22 protein-coding genes are annotated in these 18,310 nt (G+C 53.5%); 11 read left to right on the top strand and 11 right to left on the bottom strand.

Going from position 1 to position 18,310, the window contains the following annotated elements:
• Positions 1-47: 47 nt before the first annotated feature.
• Both AB8846_RS01690 and AB8846_RS01685 read left to right on the top strand, forming a co-directional pair.
• Positions 48-1,331: a YeaH/YhbH family protein gene (locus AB8846_RS01690; RefSeq protein WP_024908577.1), complete on the top strand. Its 1,284-nt coding sequence runs from the start codon at positions 48-50 to the stop codon at positions 1,329-1,331.
• A 98-nt stretch (positions 1,332-1,429) separates the two neighbouring features.
• Entirely contained in the window at positions 1,430-1,930 is a 501-nt protein-coding gene (locus AB8846_RS01685) for a YbaK/prolyl-tRNA synthetase associated domain-containing protein (RefSeq protein WP_029739834.1), read from the top strand.
• 21 nt (positions 1,931-1,951) lie between these two features.
• Here AB8846_RS01685 and yoaI read toward each other — a convergent pair whose 3' ends face one another.
• Complete coding sequence (yoaI, locus tag AB8846_RS01680) at positions 1,952-2,056, bottom strand: small membrane protein YoaI (protein WP_010430055.1); 105 nt, start codon at positions 2,054-2,056, stop codon at positions 1,952-1,954.
• Between the two features lie 145 nt (positions 2,057-2,201).
• On the opposite strand from yoaI, the gene AB8846_RS01675 reads away from it, so the two are divergent.
• Positions 2,202-2,648 carry a DUF441 domain-containing protein gene (locus AB8846_RS01675; RefSeq protein WP_003857881.1) on the top strand — a complete coding sequence of 149 codons (447 nt, stop codon included), beginning with the start codon at positions 2,202-2,204 and terminating at the stop codon, positions 2,646-2,648.
• Here AB8846_RS01675 and AB8846_RS01670 read toward each other — a convergent pair.
• Positions 2,632-3,423, bottom strand: coding sequence for a helix-turn-helix domain-containing protein (locus AB8846_RS01670; protein WP_063142868.1), 792 nt, complete (start codon positions 3,421-3,423; stop codon positions 2,632-2,634). The genes AB8846_RS01675 and AB8846_RS01670 overlap by 17 nt on opposite strands.
• A 99-nt stretch (positions 3,424-3,522) precedes the next feature.
• Between AB8846_RS01670 and AB8846_RS01665 the strand changes: the two genes are divergently transcribed.
• Entirely contained in the window at positions 3,523-4,710 is a 1,188-nt protein-coding gene (locus AB8846_RS01665; RefSeq protein WP_370731857.1) for a CynX/NimT family MFS transporter, read from the top strand.
• Between the two features lie 103 nt (positions 4,711-4,813).
• On the opposite strand, the gene AB8846_RS01660 is transcribed toward AB8846_RS01665, so the two are convergent.
• A complete protein-coding gene (locus AB8846_RS01660; protein ID WP_370731856.1) occupies positions 4,814-5,524 on the bottom strand; it encodes a CTP synthase in 711 nt (236 codons plus the stop codon).
• Between the two features lie 101 nt (positions 5,525-5,625).
• On the opposite strand from AB8846_RS01660, the gene AB8846_RS01655 reads away from it, so the two are divergent.
• Complete coding sequence (locus AB8846_RS01655) at positions 5,626-5,970, top strand: DUF488 domain-containing protein (RefSeq protein ID WP_370731855.1); 345 nt, start codon at positions 5,626-5,628, stop codon at positions 5,968-5,970.
• Here the strand turns inward: AB8846_RS01655 and AB8846_RS01650 are convergent, their stop codons facing one another.
• Together AB8846_RS01650 and AB8846_RS01645 are read right to left on the bottom strand one after the other, a co-directional pair.
• Complete coding sequence (locus tag AB8846_RS01650; RefSeq protein WP_193939942.1) at positions 5,971-6,276, bottom strand: hypothetical protein; 306 nt, start codon at positions 6,274-6,276, stop codon at positions 5,971-5,973.
• An 80-nt stretch (positions 6,277-6,356) separates the two neighbouring features.
• Complete coding sequence (locus tag AB8846_RS01645; RefSeq protein WP_029739839.1) at positions 6,357-6,611, bottom strand: DUF333 domain-containing protein; 255 nt, start codon at positions 6,609-6,611, stop codon at positions 6,357-6,359.
• 309 nt (positions 6,612-6,920) lie between these two features.
• Between AB8846_RS01645 and AB8846_RS01640 the strand changes: the two genes are divergently transcribed.
• Together AB8846_RS01640 and AB8846_RS01635 are read left to right on the top strand one after the other, a co-directional pair.
• Positions 6,921-7,949, top strand: coding sequence for a sensor domain-containing diguanylate cyclase (locus AB8846_RS01640; RefSeq protein ID WP_370731904.1), 1,029 nt, complete (start codon positions 6,921-6,923; stop codon positions 7,947-7,949).
• Between the two features lie 45 nt (positions 7,950-7,994).
• On the top strand, positions 7,995-8,093 hold the full coding sequence (locus tag AB8846_RS01635; RefSeq protein ID WP_029739841.1) for a YoaK family small membrane protein: 99 nt from the start codon (positions 7,995-7,997) through the stop codon (positions 8,091-8,093).
• Between the two features lie 129 nt (positions 8,094-8,222).
• Here AB8846_RS01635 and AB8846_RS01630 read toward each other — a convergent pair whose 3' ends face one another.
• The 3 genes from AB8846_RS01630 to AB8846_RS01620 all read right to left on the bottom strand — a co-directional run bounded on the left by AB8846_RS01630 (position 8,223) and on the right by AB8846_RS01620 (position 11,875).
• Positions 8,223-8,471, bottom strand: coding sequence for a GlsB/YeaQ/YmgE family stress response membrane protein (locus AB8846_RS01630; protein ID WP_006174788.1), 249 nt, complete (start codon positions 8,469-8,471; stop codon positions 8,223-8,225).
• 285 nt (positions 8,472-8,756) lie between these two features.
• Positions 8,757-10,241 (bottom strand): diguanylate cyclase, encoded by a 1,485-nt coding sequence (locus AB8846_RS01625; RefSeq protein WP_370731854.1) that lies wholly within the window; start codon positions 10,239-10,241, stop codon positions 8,757-8,759.
• 113 nt (positions 10,242-10,354) lie between these two features.
• The gene (locus AB8846_RS01620; RefSeq protein WP_370731853.1) at positions 10,355-11,875 is read right to left on the bottom strand and encodes an EAL domain-containing protein; all 1,521 of its coding nucleotides are present in this window, start codon (positions 11,873-11,875) and stop codon (positions 10,355-10,357) included.
• A gap of 235 nt (positions 11,876-12,110) precedes the next feature.
• Here AB8846_RS01620 and AB8846_RS01615 point away from each other — a divergent pair, with 235 nt between their 5' ends.
• Complete coding sequence (locus AB8846_RS01615) at positions 12,111-13,610, top strand: EAL domain-containing protein (protein ID WP_370731852.1); 1,500 nt, start codon at positions 12,111-12,113, stop codon at positions 13,608-13,610.
• 290 nt (positions 13,611-13,900) lie between these two features.
• Here the strand turns inward: AB8846_RS01615 and AB8846_RS01610 are convergent, their stop codons facing one another.
• The 3 genes from AB8846_RS01610 to icd form a co-directional block, all read right to left on the bottom strand.
• On the bottom strand, positions 13,901-14,146 hold the full coding sequence (locus AB8846_RS01610) for a YmjA family protein (RefSeq protein WP_370731851.1): 246 nt from the start codon (positions 14,144-14,146) through the stop codon (positions 13,901-13,903).
• A 74-nt stretch (positions 14,147-14,220) separates the two neighbouring features.
• Positions 14,221-14,568 (bottom strand): DUF1304 domain-containing protein, encoded by a 348-nt coding sequence (locus AB8846_RS01605; protein ID WP_202774394.1) that lies wholly within the window; start codon positions 14,566-14,568, stop codon positions 14,221-14,223.
• A 77-nt stretch (positions 14,569-14,645) separates the two neighbouring features.
• Positions 14,646-15,896 (bottom strand): NADP-dependent isocitrate dehydrogenase, encoded by a 1,251-nt coding sequence (icd, locus tag AB8846_RS01600; RefSeq protein WP_063142859.1) that lies wholly within the window; start codon positions 15,894-15,896, stop codon positions 14,646-14,648.
• Positions 15,897-16,013: 117 nt separating this feature from the next.
• Between icd and rluE the strand changes: the two genes are divergently transcribed.
• From rluE to mnmA, 3 genes are read left to right on the top strand one after another with little or no spacing between them, the layout of a single operon-like run.
• On the top strand, positions 16,014-16,667 hold the full coding sequence (gene rluE / locus AB8846_RS01595; RefSeq protein WP_069302654.1) for a 23S rRNA pseudouridine(2457) synthase RluE: 654 nt from the start codon (positions 16,014-16,016) through the stop codon (positions 16,665-16,667).
• Between the two features lie 9 nt (positions 16,668-16,676).
• On the top strand, positions 16,677-17,150 hold the full coding sequence (locus AB8846_RS01590) for an NUDIX hydrolase (RefSeq protein ID WP_033145233.1): 474 nt from the start codon (positions 16,677-16,679) through the stop codon (positions 17,148-17,150).
• Between the two features lie 40 nt (positions 17,151-17,190).
• On the top strand, positions 17,191-18,303 hold the full coding sequence (gene mnmA, locus AB8846_RS01585) for a tRNA 2-thiouridine(34) synthase MnmA (protein WP_032657963.1): 1,113 nt from the start codon (positions 17,191-17,193) through the stop codon (positions 18,301-18,303).
• The last annotated feature ends 7 nt before the right edge of the window (positions 18,304-18,310 follow it).

The raw sequence follows: 18,310 nt of genomic DNA, 5'->3' as shown, positions 1-18,310 counted from the left end.
TGCCGGGCCTACAAAATGCAAGTTGGCAAATGCAGTACGGGGGGTATATGACCTGGTTTATTGACCGGCGTCTTAACGGCAAAAACAAGAGCACGGTGAACCGCCAGCGCTTCTTGCGTCGTTATAAAGCGCAAATTAAACAGTCTATCTCCGAGGCCATCAACAAACGCTCGGTGACCGACGTCGACAGCGGCGAATCTGTCTCCATCCCCACCGATGACATCAGCGAACCGATGTTTCATCAGGGGCGAGGCGGCCTGCGCCATCGCGTACACCCAGGTAATGACCACTTCGTTCAGAACGACAGAATTGAGCGTCCTCAGGGCGGCGGCGGTGGTTCAGGAAGCGGTCAGGGACAGGCCAGCCAGGACGGTGAAGGCCAGGACGAATTTGTCTTCCAGATTTCGAAGGATGAATATCTCGACCTGTTGTTTGAAGACCTGGCGCTGCCGAACCTGAAAAAGAATCAGCATCGTCAGCTTAATGAATATAAAACCCATCGCGCGGGCTATACCGCCAACGGCGTGCCCGCCAATATCAGCGTCGTGCGTTCGTTGCAGAATTCACTGGCGCGACGCACGGCGATGACGGCAGGCAAACGTCGCGAGCTGCGCGAGCTGGAGAGCAGCCTGAAGGTCGTGGAAAACACGGAACCGGCGCAACTGCTGGAAGAGGAGCGCCTGCGTAAAGAGATTGCGGAACTGAGGGCGAAGATCGAACGGGTACCGTTTATCGACACCTTTGACCTGCGCTACAAGAACTACGAAAAACGCCCTGAGCCCTCCAGCCAGGCGGTGATGTTCTGTCTGATGGACGTTTCAGGCTCGATGGACCAGGCCACTAAGGACATGGCGAAGCGTTTTTATATTCTGCTCTACCTGTTCCTGAGCAGAACCTATAAGAACGTGGAGGTGGTCTATATCCGCCACCACACTCAGGCGAAAGAGGTGGATGAACATGAGTTCTTCTACTCGCAGGAGACCGGCGGGACCATCGTATCAAGCGCCCTGAAGCTGATGGATGAAGTGGTGAAAGAGCGTTACGACCCGTCGCAGTGGAATATTTATGCCGCGCAGGCGTCGGATGGTGATAACTGGGCCGACGACTCACCGCTGTGTCACGAGATTCTGGCGAAGAAAATTCTGCCGGTGGTGCGTTACTACAGCTATATCGAAATCACCCGTCGCGCGCACCAGACCCTGTGGCGGGAGTATGAACATCTGCAATCGATGTTCGATAATTTTGCCATGCAGCATATCCGTGACCAGGATGATATTTATCCGGTGTTCAGAGAGCTGTTCCATAAGCAATCTTCAACCAGCAACGCATAATCCAACAGCCAGCGAACCCGCTGGCTGTTTTCTTTCGACCCCGCTCATCCCGTGCTAATGTAGAACGCTGCATACTGGATTATCACCGGGAAATCGTTATGACTGACGACGTTATTGGGGCAGGAACCCACCAGCAACTGATTACCTTACTTACCGAGCAGGGCGCGCGGTTTCGCGTTATGGAGCACGAGGCGGTCGGGAAATGTGAAGCGGTAAGTGAAATTCGCGGGACCGATCTGCGCCAGGGTGCAAAAGCCCTGGTCTGCAAGGTGAAGGGAAACGGTGTAAAAAAACACGTTCTGGCGATCCTCGCAGCCGATCTGCAGGCTGATCTGAGCCAGCTTGCCAGCCATTTTGGCGGGCTGAAGGCCTCCCTCGCCAGCCCGGCCGAGGTCGATACCCTGACCGCCTGCGTTTTCGGCGCTATCCCGCCCTTTAGCTTCCATCCTGATTTGGCACTGGTTGCCGACCCGCTGCTGTTCGAGCGTTTTGACGAAATCGCGTTTAACGCCGGTCTGCTGGAGAAATCCGTGATTATGGATACCCAGGATTACCTGCGCATCGCCCGTCCTGAGCTTGTGAACTTCCATAAAGCGTAACCGCTATGGCTGGCGACCCTGTCAGCCTTTTCTTTCCAGGAACAGCACGGAGGCGACGAGAATAACGGCAATAGCGAAAAACGATGAGGAGATAATCAGCGTTTCAACAAACATGTGATCGTTCATGATGGCGACCCCTTTTGCGATATCTCCCTCCGTTTTAATCCGCGTAAATGACAAGGTTATGACAACAATAAAATCTTTTTAAAAGTGCCCTGCGTCGCGTTTGCGCGTACTGTAAGCAGGTTAATTATTTTGGCAAGGATTCCCTATGTTTGACCCTACTCTGCTCATACTTCTGGCACTCGCCGCGCTCGGCTTTGTCAGCCATAACACCACCGTCGCCATCTCGATTCTGGTGCTGATTATTGTTCGCGTGACCCCGTTAAATACCTTTTTCCCGTGGATAGAAAAGCAAGGCCTCACCATCGGGATCATCATTTTAACCATCGGGGTAATGGCGCCCATCGCCAGCGGTACGCTTCCCGCGTCAACCCTGCTGCACTCGTTTGTAAACTGGAAATCGCTGGTGGCAATCGCGGTGGGGGTTTTTGTTTCGTGGCTGGGCGGACGCGGCGTTACGCTGATGAGCAGCCAGCCCTCGCTGGTGGCGGGCCTGCTGGTGGGCACCGTTCTGGGCGTGGCGCTGTTTCGCGGCGTTCCGGTGGGGCCGCTGATTGCGGCAGGCCTTGTCTCTCTGTTTATCGGGAAGTCGTAGTCAGGCTGGCCATATAACGCGCCGGCGTCTGGCCCAATCCCTTCCTGAACATGGTGATAAACGCGGTGGTAGAGTCATATCCCAGTGACTGTGCCACCTGCTGTACCGATTTCCCACTAATCAAATGCTGTAACGCCACGATCAGCTGCAGCTGGTGACGCCAGCGGCGAAAGCTTAAGCCGGTCTCTTTCACCACCAGCCGCGCCAGGCTGCGTTCGCTCATGGCGAAGTGGCTCGCCCACTGCGCCAGCGTCTGCCAGGCGGCAGGCTCTTCCGCCATTTTCTCGCTCATCAGCCGAATTTTAGGATGGGGCGAGACGGGCAGCTGCAGATGCTCCTGACGCTGGAGCGGCAGCTCGTCAAACAGGACGTCCACCAGACGCGATGTGGCCGCAAGAGGAAGTTGTTCACGCGATTTTTCCGCCAGGGATAAAATCAGCTCCCGCACCAGAGGAGAGATTTTCAGGGTGCAGCAGCGGTCGGGCAAGCTCGCCGCCCCCGGCTCAATGAACAGAAAGCAGAGCTGCGCGCCCGGCGTGGCCCTGTTGCTGTGCGGCATTTGGCCGGGGATCCAGACGGCGTACTGGGGCGGAACCATCAGCATGGCATTTTCCACTTCGCAGGTGATCGCGCCGCCGAGGGCCAGGATCAGCTGCCCCTTACGGTGATGATGTCGGGGAATATATTGTTCTTCCGCCACCACGCGGATGCGAAACGCTACGGCCGCATCGTGCTGGCTATCGGGATCATAGCCTTCCAGTCCCAGACCAATCATCAGTTTGTCCGATTTTAGCGATAAACTGTCATTTTAGCCTGATTTCAACCGCGGAGAAAATCGGTATTGTGTGCCCTCGCTTGAACGAATGAGAACATAATGACTACTGCTATTCGCACCTCAGGAAAACACGGCGCGCTGTTGATTGCAGGCATCCTGATGATTGCCACTACGCTTCGCGTCACCTTTACCGGCGCAGCCCCGCTGCTCGACACTATTCGTCTTGATTATGGCTTAAGCACGGCGCAAACCGGTCTGCTGACCACCCTGCCCCTGCTGGCTTTCGCCCTCGTCTCGCCGCTCGCCGCAGGCGTTGCCCGACGTATCGGCATGGAGCGCAGCCTTTTTGTCGCCTTGCTGCTGATTTGCGCCGGAATTGCGGTTCGCTCGCTACCATCCGCCGCGCTGCTTTTCATCGGAACCGCGGTCATCGGCTGTGGTATTGCACTGGGGAATGTGCTGTTACCCGGATTAATTAAACGTGACTTTCCCGGCCAGGTGGCGAAACTCACCGGAGCCTATTCCCTGACGATGGGCGTGTCGGCGGCGTTCGGCTCGGCGATGATTGTTCCCCTGGCGCAGGGTAATGCGGGCTGGCATGGCGCGCTGCTGATGCTGATGGCGTTTCCGCTGGTCGCGCTGCTGCTCTGGCTGCCCCAGTGGCGTCAGAAACACGTTGCAACGGTAACGGGCGCTGGCGCGCTGCATAACCGCGCCATCTGGCGCTCGGCCCTCGCCTGGCAGGTGACCCTCTTTTTGGGAATTAACTCGCTGATTTACTACGTCATCATCGGCTGGCTGCCGGCGATATTGCTGAGCCACGGCTACAGCGAAGCGCAGGCCGGCTCGGTGCATGGTCTTTTACAGCTGGCCACGGCCGTGCCGGGGCTTGCCGTGCCGCTGGTCCTCCACCGTCTGAAAGATCAGCGGGCCATTGCAGGCGCGGTGGCGCTGCTGTGCGCGGTAAGCGCGGCGGGGCTATGGTTTATGCCTGACATGGCGGTGATGTGGACACTGGTGTTTGGCTTTGGCACAGGGGCAACGATGATCCTCGGCCTGACGTTCATCGGGCTGCGCGCCAGCTCTGCACACCAGGCTGCGGCGCTCTCCGGCATGGCGCAGTCGATTGGCTATCTGCTCGCCGCCTGCGGCCCTCCGCTGATGGGGAAAATTCACGATAGCGCGGGAGACTGGCGGATCCCGCTACTGGGCTGCGCCCTGGCCGCTGTGATAATGGCTGTTTGCGGCGTGCTTGCCGGGCGAGACCGGGAGATCGCGCCCCGTTAAACAGTATGGCAGACCATCGGGCCTGCCTTTTCTTACCCGTGCGCCGCGCGCAGAATTGTAGGCCGGGCAAGCGCAGCGCCACCCGGCAAGAAAAGCGACGACGTTATGAATCGCGCGCCGCGCGCAGCATCGCCTGCACCAGCACGACCGGGCGTCCTTCCAGCGCAGCACGCTCATGCTGGAATAAGGTGATCACGAAGAACGGGTGCGTAACCAGCTCTGCGGCGCGAATTTCCCCCTGTTCGTCCCAGCCCGTAACGTGCATATCACCGCTTTCCAGCGCCTCTGCAAACTCTGGCGACACGCCATAGTTACAGTGATACCCCTCTTCAATTTCCGGCTTGCCGTACGCCTTCGCGATCAGCGTATTTTTACGCAGCTCAATGGCATCGGTTTTCTCCACCAGCGAGCAGGCCAGCGGCGCAATCACCATGGTGCCTTCGCTATCCGTCTCAGCATGTGCCGCATCCGCCCAGCCCAACACATTGCGGGCATACTCAATCAGCGCATGCTGGAATCCACCGCAGGTGCCAAGGAACGGAATGCTGTTTTCACGGGCGTAGCGCGCGGCGATAAAAGCGGCCTCGGTATTTTTATAGGGGCTGGCGGGAACCAGCCAGATGGCATCGTAGCCCACCAGATCTTCAGGGCTTGTCAGCTCCGTGGTGGGAAGCCAGTCGTAATCGGCGGTGAGGTCAAGGACTGCGGCAGCGTCGTCAATGGCCAGCGGGATCGCCTGATGCGCAATAACATTGGGATTGTAATCGCCGACCAGCGCAATGCGCAGCGTCGTTTTAACCGGGAGGTGTTCCATGAAAGGTTCCTTATGCCAGAGTATTATCAGATAACATAAGGAACCTCAGACTACCGATCTTCTGCAATTATCACAATACCTTAAATTGGGAGGGTGGAATCATGATTCAGTGCAAACGCGTGTACGAACAGGCAGGTCCGGACGACGGCTATCGGGTGCTGGTGGACAAGCTGTGGCCGCGCGGGGTCAAGAAAACGGACCTCGCGTATGATGAATGGTGTAAAGCGCTCACGCCCTCGAATGAACTTCGCAAGGCCTTTCATAGCGAAACCATTGATTTCGCCGCCTTCAGTAAGGCCTATCGGGAAGAGCTGGCGCAGCATGCTGACGAGGGAAGGCGTCTGGCGACGCTGGCGAACAGGCAGACCGTCACCCTGCTCTTTGCTGCCAAAAACACAAAGCAAAATCACGCCCTGGTATTAGCCGACTGGCTGCGCCACCTGTGATCAGCCGATCGCCAGCTCATCAAGAATTTGCGGTGCTTCATCGGGGGTGAGCGGCATCAGATGTTCGGCGCGGACAAACGCAAAGCCGTGCTGATTGTCAAAGGCGTAAACATCACCCGTCACCAGCCAAAGCGCGCGATCCGCAGTTGCGGGGAGTTGCGTCATCACACCGTTGACCGGGTTAACGAAACGCAGGCCAGGCTGGCACAGGCCAAACAGCTCAACAGATTTACCAATATTGCGACGGCCTGACGCCGTGCGGGCACCCACGATCATCGCCATGCTGCCCGGTTTAAGCTGGAACATACTTCTCTCACGATAACGGTAGCCAGGGACTGGCTAAGAATAATCCTAAAGAGAAGTGTATCGCAGGCAATATACGTCTGTCACCTGGTGGGTTGAGGATGGTCGCGACGGTAGAGCGTCCATTCATCAATCACTTCGCCCCCCGGTAGTTTGCACTCCGTGCGTACGCCCTGCGGGCTTTGAACCGGGATCTGTTCCCCGCCTTTCTCCAGACAGTATACGGAGGCCGGGTTCGCCATACCGATAGCGTGCGGCGGTTTTGGGGCATCGGGTGGGGTCGTTTTAGCGGTGCAGGCGGCCAGGGGAAGCGCCAGCGCCAGAAGCAGAAATCTCATCTCATTGATCCTTGTGACATCATTACAGTCTAAGGGTAACGGCTCATCGCCGCTTTCTCCATGATTTCTCCATTTTAACTGCACTTTTCAACACTATAGTGAGGCGTGTTCTCGATATGACCAGAGAACATCATTCCGTAATCAAGATGTCTTTGCCCCGGTCTCAACAACGGGGCCTTTTTTCTATCCTGCTGCCCTCTCCCTGCATATATTAAATTTTCTATATTCATGTTTTACTATGCCTGAAGTCTAAAAACTCAGCATAACATGCAGATGCAGACGTCTTCTGCCTGGGAGTCATTCTACGTCATGTCGGATATTATCCTTGCCCGTGTTTCAGAAACCCTCGCCACTGAGCAATCCCTTGAAAGTCTCGTTCGTCAGCTGCTGGAGATGCTGGAGATCGTGACGGATATGGAGTCGACTTACCTCACCAAGGTAGATATCGAAGCCCGACTGCAGCATATCCTCTACGCCCGCAACAGCAAGCAGATGACAATCCCGGAGGGACTGAGCGTCCCGTGGGATGAAACCCTGTGCAAGCGCGCGCTGGACAGCGACACCGTATTCAGCAACGACGTTCCCGAACGCTGGCCGGAGTGCGAGGCGGCGAAAGCGCTCGGCATTACGACCTACATGAGTATTCCTGTCCATCTTGCGGATGGTTCGCTCTACGGAACGCTCTGTGCCACCAGCACGGCCAGAAAGCCGCTGAGCGAGCGCGGTGAACAGGTGCTGAAGTTATTCGCCGGGCTGATTGCCCAGTCCATTCAGAAAGAGTCGCTGGTGACCCAGCTTCGCGAAGCCAACGCGGCCCTCATCGCGCACTCCTACACGGATGCCCTTACCGGTTTACCCAACCGTCGCGCCATTTTTGAAGATTTGACTACCCTGTTTTCTCTGGCGCGCCACCTTAAGCGTAACACCGTCATCGCGTTCATCGATCTGGATGATTTCAAGCTGATTAACGATCGCTTCGGCCACGAGGCGGGCGACCAGTTCCTGATTGAAGTGGGCAAGCGTTTGACGGAAGAAAAACGGCAGGACGATATCATTGGCCGGTTGGGCGGCGATGAGTTTCTGGTGGCGTCATTGAGCACATCCCACAGCGAAAGAGATAACGCGCAGGTCACCCTGCTCAAAACGCGTCTCAGCGCCTGTATTGCCGGTGAATACTGGCTGGGTAGCGTCAACCTCATCTACCCCGGAGCCAGCCTCGGCGTTATCGAAGTGGATCCTCAGATAACCGATCCGGACAGCGCATTACGCGACGCGGATATCGCGATGTATCAGGATAAGAAGGGAAAAAGCAAAACACGCTTTCTCACTATGGATTAACCCCGTACACTCTACGGCGTTATAGAAACCGAAACAGGTGATGGTATGAGAATAGGGATCCTCTTCCCGGTCGTTATTTTTATAACGGCGGTGATTTTTTTAGCGTGGTTCTTTGTCGGTGGTTACGCGGCACCGGGGGCATAAATGAGAAAAACGACCCTCATTATGCTGATCGTAGCCATCGCGGCGTTTGCCGGCACGCAGCTTGGCTGGTGGTAAACCCGCCACGTAAAAAAGGCCGCCATCCGGCAGCCTTTTTTAACGCGTTAAGGATCAGCTTTTGATTTTTCTGTAGATAAACAGCACAACCAGCGCACCGATCACCGCGACGGCGAAGCTGCCGAAGTTAAAGCCATCGACTTTACCAAAACCGAACAGCGTACTGATCCAGCCGCCCACTACCGCGCCGATAATACCCAGTATTACGGTGACGATAAACCCACCGCCATCTTTGCCCGGCATGATCCACTTCGCCAGAATACCCGCAATAAGCCCAAAGATAATCCAGGATAAAATTCCCATAACTTTCCTCTCTGTATGGTTTTTGTCATTAAATCAACGACACAAAAAAGAATAGCACAGGATTTCAGAAAGGAAATTTGTGATAGGCATCACAATGCGAGAGTGCACAATTATTCATCAACAAAAAGAGCGTGCCACATAAACTGTGGGGTTGCATCTTTTGTTGAGAAAGATTATCTTTCTCAACACTGAATAGTTGAGCGAAACACTCAGGTATTCAGTACGACATTGCTCACATTGCTTCCAGTATTTCTTGCCCACTTTTAAGTGGGCTTTTTTTTCTGTTCATACCCCAACAAACGCGTACCGGTTACGTCCTGCGCGTTTTGCCTGGTAGAGCGCCTGGTCAGCGGCAATAATGATATTCTGCTGGCTGCCCGCAATGTCGACGGCACGCGCGGTAGAAATTCCGACGCTTACCGTTACCCGCCCGAAGGGGCTAAAAGCATGCGAGATTTGCAGAGAAAACACGTTGCGTATAATCGTCTGCGCCAGTCGAAGCGACTCCTGGATATCCGTATCCGGCAATATCAGCGCAAACTCCTCCCCGCCGTATCGCGCCACAATCTGATCATCACGGGTAAGGCTCTCCCTGAGACTGTTACCCAGCAGCGCCAGACACCGGTCCCCTTCCGGATGTCCGTAGTTATCGTTGTATTTCTTGAAGAAGTCCACGTCCACAATCATTATCGAAATCGGTGCATCATGCCCGGCACAAAGCGCGATTTCCGAGAGGATTTTTTCATCAAAAATGCGACGGTTATAAAGCCCGGTTAGCGCATCCTCAGAAGCGATAATCTTCAGCGCCTTGTTATCTCTGGTTTTTCTGGATAAGTCGGAATACAGGAAGTATGACGCGACGATGAGTATCGCCGTGAAAACGAAAATGAGCACCGCCAGCTGAATGGCCTGCTTGCGCCACGGTGAGAGGGCTTCATCAATGCTGACGGCCACGGTGGTGACCAGTCCGTAGCGTCCGTTTTTCTCATAGGCATAAATGCGTTCGATTTTATCAAACCGCGAAATGGAACTGGCTATCCCGGTATTTTGTACCTTGAGGTATTTCCTGAAGAGCGGTGAATCAGAAACAATCGTGCCGATATAGGTATTTTTAAAAGGATAACGGACCAGCAGCACGCCTGACTCTGTTGTTAAGCCAATGACGCCCGCGTGACCAATATTAATCTGCCCGTAGAGCGCGAGAAAATTCTCGATACCCAGCGTCACCACCACCACACCGTTAAATGCCCCGGTGTGGGTTTCAAGGCGCCGACTAATGGTGATGACCCATTTACCATTGGTTCTGCTGACTACGGGCTCGCCAATAAAAATCTGCTGATTTTTATTTTCCTTGTGATAGATAAAAAATGACCTGTCCGACCCTTTGCGCGGGCCCGTAAACGTTTCGTGCAATGCGGTAAAGATATCGCCCCTGGCATCGTAAACAACCACATTATTAATCTGGGTAAGGAGATTATCCTGATTATTTATCATTCGTTGAATATGGCTCGCCTGCTGTGGGGTCATGCCATAAATTTCGATTATGTCGGAAACGGTAGTAATTAACATTTCACTCTGGCGCATGATCCCCTCGGTATAGACATCAAGGGTATGGCTCAGGTTAGCGACGCTGGTATTAATTTGCTGGATTGACTGCTGTCTGGACGTGGCAATTTGGACGGCAAGCGACAGCGAGATAATCAATGAGACAATGATGACGGTAATGGTTGTTGTGTAAAAAGTATTTTTCACATGCACGAGCTTTTCCACCTTATCACGCCTGACATCCCTGGCTGACAACTCTAGTCACTGTAACAAAGCTCATGATAAGAGGAAAATGAATTGCACTTAAGCATACAACAGAAGCTCGTCTTAATTTCGTTTTACAAACTTACCGTCTCCCGGGGCTTAGATAAAATGACTTTAATAAAATCGATATACGAGACGGGCTTACCAAAATAATAACCCTGCAGCAGGGTAATCTCATTACGATTGAGATAATCCAGCTGCGCTTTCGTTTCTACGCCTTCAGCCACAATGCGCAATGAGAGTTTTTTTGCCAGGTCAATGACGCAGTCCAGCAGGATCGTTGAGTCCTTTTCATCTGAAACCCGGTTCACAAAGCTTTTATCAATTTTAATATAATCAATGGCAAGCGCATTAAGGCATGACAGCCCGGAATAGCCTGTACCAAAATCATCCAGTGCAATGACAAAACCGGCGTTATGCAGCATGTTAAGGTTTTCCACCAGATGAGGATTATCGATCAACGGTTCACGCTCGGTCACCTCGAGAACCAGTTTGACTTCTTTACCCTGAAACCCCTTTCCGAAGACGCGACAGTCACCGATGAAGGAAGGCGCATTGATGTGTCTGGCGCTGATGTTCACCCCGATATGAAACCCGTCCGGTAGCTTAGGCAAAAGCGGCTTAAGCTGTGTAACGACTTTCGCCATCAACCCTTTGGTTAGCGGAATAATCAAACCGCTGCGTTCGGCAATCGGAATAAAGACATCCGGTGGGATAAAGCCTGATTTTGGATGCTTCCATCTTGCCAGGACTTCAACGCCATACAGCCCGCCGGTATCGCCGTTCACGATCGGCTGGTAATACGGCACGATCTCCCCCTGCAAAATGGCCTTACGTAAATCGTCCTCAAATGAGGTGCTTTTCCCCTTGTAACGGCGGATCAAAATGCCCACCGCCACCGATAGCGCAAGAATAAGCAGTATCAGGCTCCATCCCTGTTGCAGTAGCCGCGTCAGGCTAAAAAAGGCAGGGGGTTGCCAGGCCAGGCTAAAGGGGAATTGCGTTGACGCCGTAATCGCCCCCGCCCAGGAGGCGGCTTTCCAGCCGGTAACATCCCCCTTGCGTCCAAGCATGCTTTCGCCGACAACCAGCCCCAGATCTACGCTGTTTGATGCGCTTGCGATGACGTCCCGCAAGTGTGCATCACTCACGCTGACGATGACGCGCCCTGCCGCGACAGGCGTCTGGAAAATAAGCACCGGAATGCCGTTCACCAGCCGATTGCCGGGTAACAGCATCAGTTTTTCGACAGGTAGCGTCTCCGGATGAATAATCAACACGCCATTCCCGGGAAGGGAAGTACAGATGATTTTACCCTGCTGCTGGATCATGATGGCGCGCAGATGCGGTTTTAGCGCGGCCTCTGTCCCCAGCGCCAGCTGTCCGCTACTGGTACACCCTTCGGCCGCAACATGCTTCGCCGTGTTGGCCGCACTGACGGCTTCAGCCAGAATATTTTCTATTTTTTGGGTGCTTGCCGTGGCGGTATGACTAATATTAAGCTTCGCCATCTGCCATAGCTGCCAGTTAATAATCAGAATGCCGCTCAGAAAAAGAAACAAGGCACTGAGAATAGGGATCATCACGTTGCGCACGATGTTTTCCTTAATAGAAAAAGCAAGCATGGATGTTCTGGGAGTAGAGCCTGTGCTAACCCGGTATTGCTTATAACAATGAAAATAGCTTAGCTGAGAATTGTCTTAAAAAACTGATGCTTTCGTATGAGTTCACCTGCCCGAATTTACTCACCTGACGTGACTATCAGGGTTGTGCCTTGCCCTGGCTGTGTTAAGATTTGTGAAATCAGGGAGCGGACAGGATAACCGGGAAATGAAAAAGCTCATTGCCGTTGCGATCGTTTCAACGCTTCTGGTCATTCTGTCTCTTTATGCGGTCAATGCTGTTATCGTGGGGCAGCAGAAGAGCAAACAGCGTGAGATATCCCATACCCTATTACATTATTCAGAAGACCTGTCCCAAAGCGTGGCGATGGCCCTTAAAAGCATCAGTACGCAGGGATGTGATAAAACCAGCCTTGATAGCTACAGGCAAATAACGCTGAATAACTATTATTTCGACGATATCGGTTTTATCGAGAAGGGAAAAATAGTCTGTACTGCCTTTTGGGGTAAACTTGCAGCGCCCGTTGCGCTTCCTGCAGAGCTGCATAAAACGCCGAGAGGCTTTCTCCTGGCGCAGTTTTCCAGAAAAGATTTTTTCACGGGCAATGCGGCAATTTATAATAATCTTATTATCTTCACCACCCGCTATGCTTACGATAAATTCACCCCGGTTACGGCAAGCTATTCTCTGAGTACCACGACCAAAGACTTCGGCAGAGTCTTTTTTTCAACCGTCCCTGAGTTAACGCAGCAGAGCTGGCTGCATTCGAAGCTGTTTACCCTGACCCTGACGCAGTGCAGCGCCCTCTGGGACCTGTGCGTCATCGTGAAGCATCACGACGCTGGGCTGGCCTCGTTACCCCCGTTTATCTTTTCGTTTCTCGCCGTCATTCTCTATTTTATCTGGGTCGCGATAACGTTATTTATCTTCCGCATCTATGAAGACCGTTTTTCTCTGGAACGCACGCTGATCAAAGCCGTCATCACCAATACCATCAGCGTTAACTACCAGCCCATTATCCGCATTCACGATCAAAAAATCGTGGGCGTCGAAGTTCTGTCGAGATGGCGCGATCAAAAGCACGGGGACGTCTCTCCGGAGCTGTTTATCCCATTAATTAAGAAGATTGGTCTTTATAAAAAATATTATAATAATATTATCGAGAAATCCCTTTCTGAGATTGCCCCACTGGCGATTAAACACCAGCTGATCGTCTCCATTAACGTTGGGCGGACGGAAATTGAAGACGGGCAGTTCATTAGCACTTTGCGGCGTGAGTGTTTAGCCAATCACCTTCCCCTTTCCCTGATGAAGGTCGAACTTTCCGAGAAAGCCGTTTCCACGGCAGATATCCTCGAGGGGTTTTGTCAGGAGCTCAAATCACTCGGTGTTAAAATATCAATAGATGATTTTGGCGTGCAAAATTCAAACCTCGCTCGCCTGTCGCTGCTTGAATATGATGAGATCAAAATCGATAAGTCGCTGGTGGACGGCATTAGCGAGCATTATAAGCAAAACATCTTTGCTATCTTCAGCGATGCCCTCGCGAGATTGAATAAGACCCTTGTTTTCGAGGGCGTGGAAAATGAAATTCAATATCGCTTTATTGCGAGCAGATATCCCGATGCGCTGATTCAGGGATGGTATTTTTCTAAAGCACTCACCCGCAGCGAACTGGCGAAGCGACTCACCGGGGTTGCACCGTAACCAGAAGCCTTGCATATCCATTTTTTTCCAGCCGGGCATTTCCATTTTTTACGCAAAAACATATAGTCGTCACAATCAGACGGTAAATTACCCTGAAGCACACTCATATTTTGGTTAAAAACGTGAAATTATCCTTACTATTCCCAGTGGTACTCTTTTGTCTGACCGTTATTTTAGCGCTGTTTATCGACGCCCCCGCTTCACATATTCTGCGGAAAAAATGCATGTGGTCCGATAGCGTGATGCTGAGCTGTATCGCAAAGCATCAGCATAACGGTTTTTGAAGCAGACTATTCATTTCCCCACTGATTGAGGAAATTCGCAATATCATCAATGCGACCCGCAAGGATCCCGGCCTCAGCGGCCATCTCCTGCTGAGCCTCCTCGCTGATCTCCTCATTATTCGATAAACGGGTGAGCAGCAGCTGGAAATAATGCGCCAGCGCGTCGCGCTCTGACTCCGCGACCGGGTCTGCGGCTTCCGTCGCATACTCATCGGCAATGTCATAATATTTCAGTGGGATATCGTTGTTCATAACTGTCTCGTCGCTAACCAGCAAAGGTAAAGCCATCAGTATATCGGACGCCTTACCTCAACCAAAGCATTGCTTCAGATGAGTAACGCAAGCAGCGCTGCGAGCGCGGGCGCGGCCTGTACATACAAAATTTTTCGGCTGGCGGTGGCTGCGCCAAAGAGCCCGGCAATTAACACGCAGGTCAGGAAGAAGATGGCCACCTGAATACCCTTTTCGCCGAGCCAGAGGCTCCAGAGCAGACCTGCGGCCAGAAAACCGTTATACAGCCCCTGATTTGCGGCCAGCACGCGGGTGTCGCGCGCAAAGTCGGGACGCAGATTAAAGGCCTTGTGCCCTGTTTTGGTATTCCACAGGAACATTTCCAGCACAAGAATGTAGAGATGGATGAGTGCAACGACAGCGATAAGGACAGTGGCTAACATCGTGTTGTCTCCCGCAGGCAGAGGCAAAAAAAACGGGAACCCTCAGGCCCCCGCTCTTGTTTAACCCAGATTCTGGATTACATGTTCGCGATAATCGCGTCGCCAAACTCTGAACATTTCAGCAGCTTAGCGCCTTCCATCAGACGTTCGAAATCGTAAGTTACGGTTTTCGCGTTGATCGCGCCTTCCATACCTTTAACGATCAGGTCTGCGGCTTCGAACCACTCCATATGGCGCAGCATCATCTCTGCGGACAGGATGATAGAGCCTGGGTTCACTTTGTCCTGACCGGCGTATTTTGGTGCAGTGCCGTGGGTCGCTTCGAACAGGGCGCACTCGTCACCGATGTTCGCGCCTGGGGCGATACCGATACCGCCAACCTGCGCTGCCAGGGCATCAGAGATGTAGTCACCGTTCAGGTTCATACAGGCAATCACGTCGTATTCTGCAGGACGCAGCAGGATCTGCTGCAGGAACGCATCGGCGATCACATCTTTAATGATGATCTCTTTGCCGGTATTCGGGTTCTTGATCTTCTGCCATGGGCCGCCGTCGATCAGCTCGCCGCCGAACTCTTCGGTCGCCAACTGGTAGCCCCAGTCTTTGAACGCGCCTTCGGTGAACTTCATGATGTTGCCTTTGTGAACCAGGGTCACAGAGTCACGGTCGTTGGTGATTGCATATTCGATGGCCGCACGCACCAGACGTTTAGTACCGTCTTCAGAGCACGGCTTGATGCCGATACCGCAATGTTCAGGGAAGCGAATTTTCTTCACGCCCATCTCTTCGCGCAGGAATTTAATCACTTTTTCTGCGTCAGCAGAGTCCGCTTTCCATTCGATACCCGCGTAGATGTCTTCTGAGTTTTCGCGGAAGATAACCATATCGGTCAGTTCAGGGTGCTTAACCGGGCTAGGGGTGCCCTGATAGTAACGAACCGGACGCAGACACACGTACAGGTCCAGCTCCTGACGCAGTGCCACGTTCAGGGAACGGATACCGCCGCCAACTGGCGTCGTCAGTGGGCCTTTAATAGCAACGCGGTAGTCGCGGATCAGGTCCAGCGTTTCTGCTGGCAGCCAGACGTCCTGGCCATAAACTTGAGTAGATTTCTCACCGGTGTAAATTTCCATCCAGGAAATTTTACGCTCGCCTTTGTAGGCTTTCTCAACAGCGGCATCAACCACTTTCAGCATCGCCGGGGTAACGTCTACACCGATACCGTCACCTTCGATGAACGGGATAATCGGATTGTGAGGAACGTTAATCTTGCCGTTTTGCAGGGTGATCTTTTTACCTTCCGCCGGAACAACTACTTTGCTTTCCATTAACCTCTCCTTCGAGCGCTTCTGGTTGTTACTGATCTTATGTTAATAAATTGTAATGAGCCCTTCGATAGTACCTGATTGTCCTGCGCCATGAAAGGTCTTCGTTATTAGGCTATAATGCGGCAATTGATAACGCCTGAAAATACCATGAAGAAAACTTCTTTTACAAAACACCGGGTTGAGCGATTCAGCTCGCGACAAGCCGCCAGAAGACCGCAGGAAACCCAGCCGAAGCGGGTCATTTTGTTCAATAAACCCTACGATGTTTTGCCGCAGTTTACCGATGAAGCCGGGCGCAGCACCCTGAAGGACTACATCCCCGTTCAGGGCGTCTACGCAGCCGGGCGTCTGGACCGCGACAGCGAAGGCCTTCTGGTCTTAACCAACGACGGCGCATTACAGGCGAAGCTCACGCAGCCCGGAAAACGCACCGGTAAAATTTACTTCGTACAGGTGGAAGGCGAGCCGGATGACGCGACGCTGGCAGCGCTACGCAGCGGCGTGACGTTGAACGACGGTCCAACCCTGCCCGCAGGTATTGAACGCGTGAATGAACCGGAGTGGCTGTGGCCGCGCAATCCGCCGATTCGCGAACGCAAATCCATTCCGACAAGCTGGCTCAAAATTACCCTTTATGAAGGCCGCAACCGCCAGGTTCGCCGCATGACCGCGCACGTCGGCTTCCCTACCCTGCGTCTGATTCGCTACGCTATGGGTAGCTACACCCTGGAAACGCTGGCAAACGGCGAATGGCGCGACGTTGCCCCTTAAGGAGTCACTATGTTTAAACCTCATGTCACGGTTGCCTGCGTGGTCCACGCCCGGGGTAAATTCCTTGTTGTCGAAGAGAGCATTAACGGCAAAGCGCTGTGGAACCAGCCTGCCGGACACCTTGAAGCCAACGAGACCCTGCTGCAGGCAGCGAAACGCGAGCTGTGGGAAGAGACCGGCATTCACGCTGAGCCCCAGCACTTCATCCGTATGCACCAGTGGATCGCGCCGGATCACACCCCGTTTCTGCGCTTTTTATTTGCCGTTGAGCTTAGCGAAACGTGCGCCACAGAGCCGCAGGATGACGATATCGACCGCTGTCTGTGGGTCACCGCCGACGAGATCCTGAACGCGCCAAACCTGCGCTCGCCGCTGGTTGCGGAAAGCATTCGCTGCTGGCAGTCTGCTGGCCGCTTGCCGCTGGATGTTATCGGCGCATTTAACTGGCCGTTTACAGAGGGTGTCAATGGTGGGGGGGCGTGATAGAATACGCCGCCTTGAAGTTCAATGTCGTGAGTATTCCATGTCAGATAACAGCCAGAAAAAAGTAATCGTCGGCATGTCCGGCGGTGTCGATTCCTCCGTTTCCGCCTACCTGTTGCAGCAACAGGGCTATAAGGTGGAGGGCCTGTTCATGAAGAACTGGGAGGAAGATGACGGCGAGGAATACTGCACCGCCGCTGCGGATCTCGCCGACGCGCAGGCCGTATGCGATAAGCTCGGCATTGAACTGCACACCGTTAACTTTGCCGCAGAATACTGGGACAACGTTTTTGAACTGTTCCTGGAAGAGTACAAAGCCGGCCGCACGCCAAACCCGGATATTCTGTGCAACAAAGAGATCAAATTTAAAGCCTTCCTGGAATTCGCCGCGGAAGATCTGGGCGCAGACTACATTGCGACCGGTCACTACGTGCGTCGTGCAGACGTGAATGGCAAAAGCCAGCTGCTGCGCGGTCTGGACGGCAACAAAGATCAGAGCTATTTCCTCTATACGCTGAGCCACGAGCAAATCGCCCAGAGCCTGTTCCCGGTCGGCGAGCTGGAAAAGCCGCAGGTGCGTAAAATCGCCGAAGAGCTGGACCTGATCACCGCGAAGAAAAAAGATTCCACCGGCATCTGCTTCATCGGCGAGCGCAAATTCCGCGATTTCCTGGGTCGTTACCTGCCTGCACAGCCGGGTAAAATTGTCACCGTCGACGGTGAAGAGATTGGCCAGCATCAGGGGCTGATGTACCACACCTTAGGCCAACGTAAAGGGCTGGGTATCGGCGGGACCAAAGAAGGTAGTGAAGATCCATGGTACGTCGTCGACAAAGACGTCGAAAACAATATTCTGGTTGTTGCCCAGGGTCACGATCATCCGCGTCTGATGTCCGTTGGCCTTATCGCGCAGCAGCTGCACTGGGTCGATCGTGAGCCGCTGAAAGGCACGCTGCGCTGCACGGTGAAAACCCGCTACCGTCAGACCGATATTCCTTGCACCATTACCGCGCTTGATGACGATCGCATTGACGTGCGTTTCGACGAGCCGGTCGCCGCCGTCACTCCGGGTCAGTCCGCTGTCTTCTACAGCGGTGAGATCTGCCTGGGCGGCGGGATCATTGAACAGCGCCTGCCGCTGCCTGCTGTTTAATACGATT

The sequence above is a fragment of the Enterobacter sp. KB-221C9 genome (assembly GCF_041320715.1).
GTDB classification, from domain to species: domain Bacteria; phylum Pseudomonadota; class Gammaproteobacteria; order Enterobacterales; family Enterobacteriaceae; genus Enterobacter; species Enterobacter asburiae_D.
This window is presented reverse-complemented; position numbering and strand designations above follow the sequence as displayed.

Bases quoted from the DNA above. Each gene is read 5' to 3' on its own strand.
- AB8846_RS01610 (WP_370731851.1), bottom strand. From the start codon at position 14,146: ATGAACAACGATATCCCACTGAAATATTATGACATTGCCGATGAGTAT.
- AB8846_RS01605 (WP_202774394.1), bottom strand. From the start codon at position 14,568: ATGTTAGCCACTGTCCTTATCGCTGTCGTTGCACTCATCCATCTCTAC.
- AB8846_RS01635 (WP_029739841.1), top strand. From the start codon at position 7,995: ATGAGAATAGGGATCCTCTTCCCGGTCGTTATTTTTATAACGGCGGTG.
- yoaI (WP_010430055.1), bottom strand. From the start codon at position 2,056: ATGAACGATCACATGTTTGTTGAAACGCTGATTATCTCCTCATCGTTT.
- AB8846_RS01645 (WP_029739839.1), bottom strand. From the start codon at position 6,611: ATGAGATTTCTGCTTCTGGCGCTGGCGCTTCCCCTGGCCGCCTGCACC.
- AB8846_RS01650 (WP_193939942.1), bottom strand. From the start codon at position 6,276: ATGTTCCAGCTTAAACCGGGCAGCATGGCGATGATCGTGGGTGCCCGC.
- AB8846_RS01640 (WP_370731904.1), top strand. From the start codon at position 6,921: ATGTCGGATATTATCCTTGCCCGTGTTTCAGAAACCCTCGCCACTGAG.
- icd (WP_063142859.1), bottom strand. From the start codon at position 15,896: ATGGAAAGCAAAGTAGTTGTTCCGGCGGAAGGTAAAAAGATCACCCTG.
- AB8846_RS01690 (WP_024908577.1), top strand. From the start codon at position 48: ATGACCTGGTTTATTGACCGGCGTCTTAACGGCAAAAACAAGAGCACG.
- AB8846_RS01675 (WP_003857881.1), top strand. From the start codon at position 2,202: ATGTTTGACCCTACTCTGCTCATACTTCTGGCACTCGCCGCGCTCGGC.
- AB8846_RS01670 (WP_063142868.1), bottom strand. From the start codon at position 3,423: ATGATTGGTCTGGGACTGGAAGGCTATGATCCCGATAGCCAGCACGAT.
- AB8846_RS01685 (WP_029739834.1), top strand. From the start codon at position 1,430: ATGACTGACGACGTTATTGGGGCAGGAACCCACCAGCAACTGATTACC.
- AB8846_RS01660 (WP_370731856.1), bottom strand. From the start codon at position 5,524: ATGGAACACCTCCCGGTTAAAACGACGCTGCGCATTGCGCTGGTCGGC.
- AB8846_RS01630 (WP_006174788.1), bottom strand. From the start codon at position 8,471: ATGGGAATTTTATCCTGGATTATCTTTGGGCTTATTGCGGGTATTCTG.
- AB8846_RS01665 (WP_370731857.1), top strand. From the start codon at position 3,523: ATGACTACTGCTATTCGCACCTCAGGAAAACACGGCGCGCTGTTGATT.
- mnmA (WP_032657963.1), top strand. From the start codon at position 17,191: ATGTCAGATAACAGCCAGAAAAAAGTAATCGTCGGCATGTCCGGCGGT.
- AB8846_RS01590 (WP_033145233.1), top strand. From the start codon at position 16,677: ATGTTTAAACCTCATGTCACGGTTGCCTGCGTGGTCCACGCCCGGGGT.
- rluE (WP_069302654.1), top strand. From the start codon at position 16,014: ATGCGGCAATTGATAACGCCTGAAAATACCATGAAGAAAACTTCTTTT.
- AB8846_RS01615 (WP_370731852.1), top strand. From the start codon at position 12,111: ATGAAAAAGCTCATTGCCGTTGCGATCGTTTCAACGCTTCTGGTCATT.
- AB8846_RS01655 (WP_370731855.1), top strand. From the start codon at position 5,626: ATGATTCAGTGCAAACGCGTGTACGAACAGGCAGGTCCGGACGACGGC.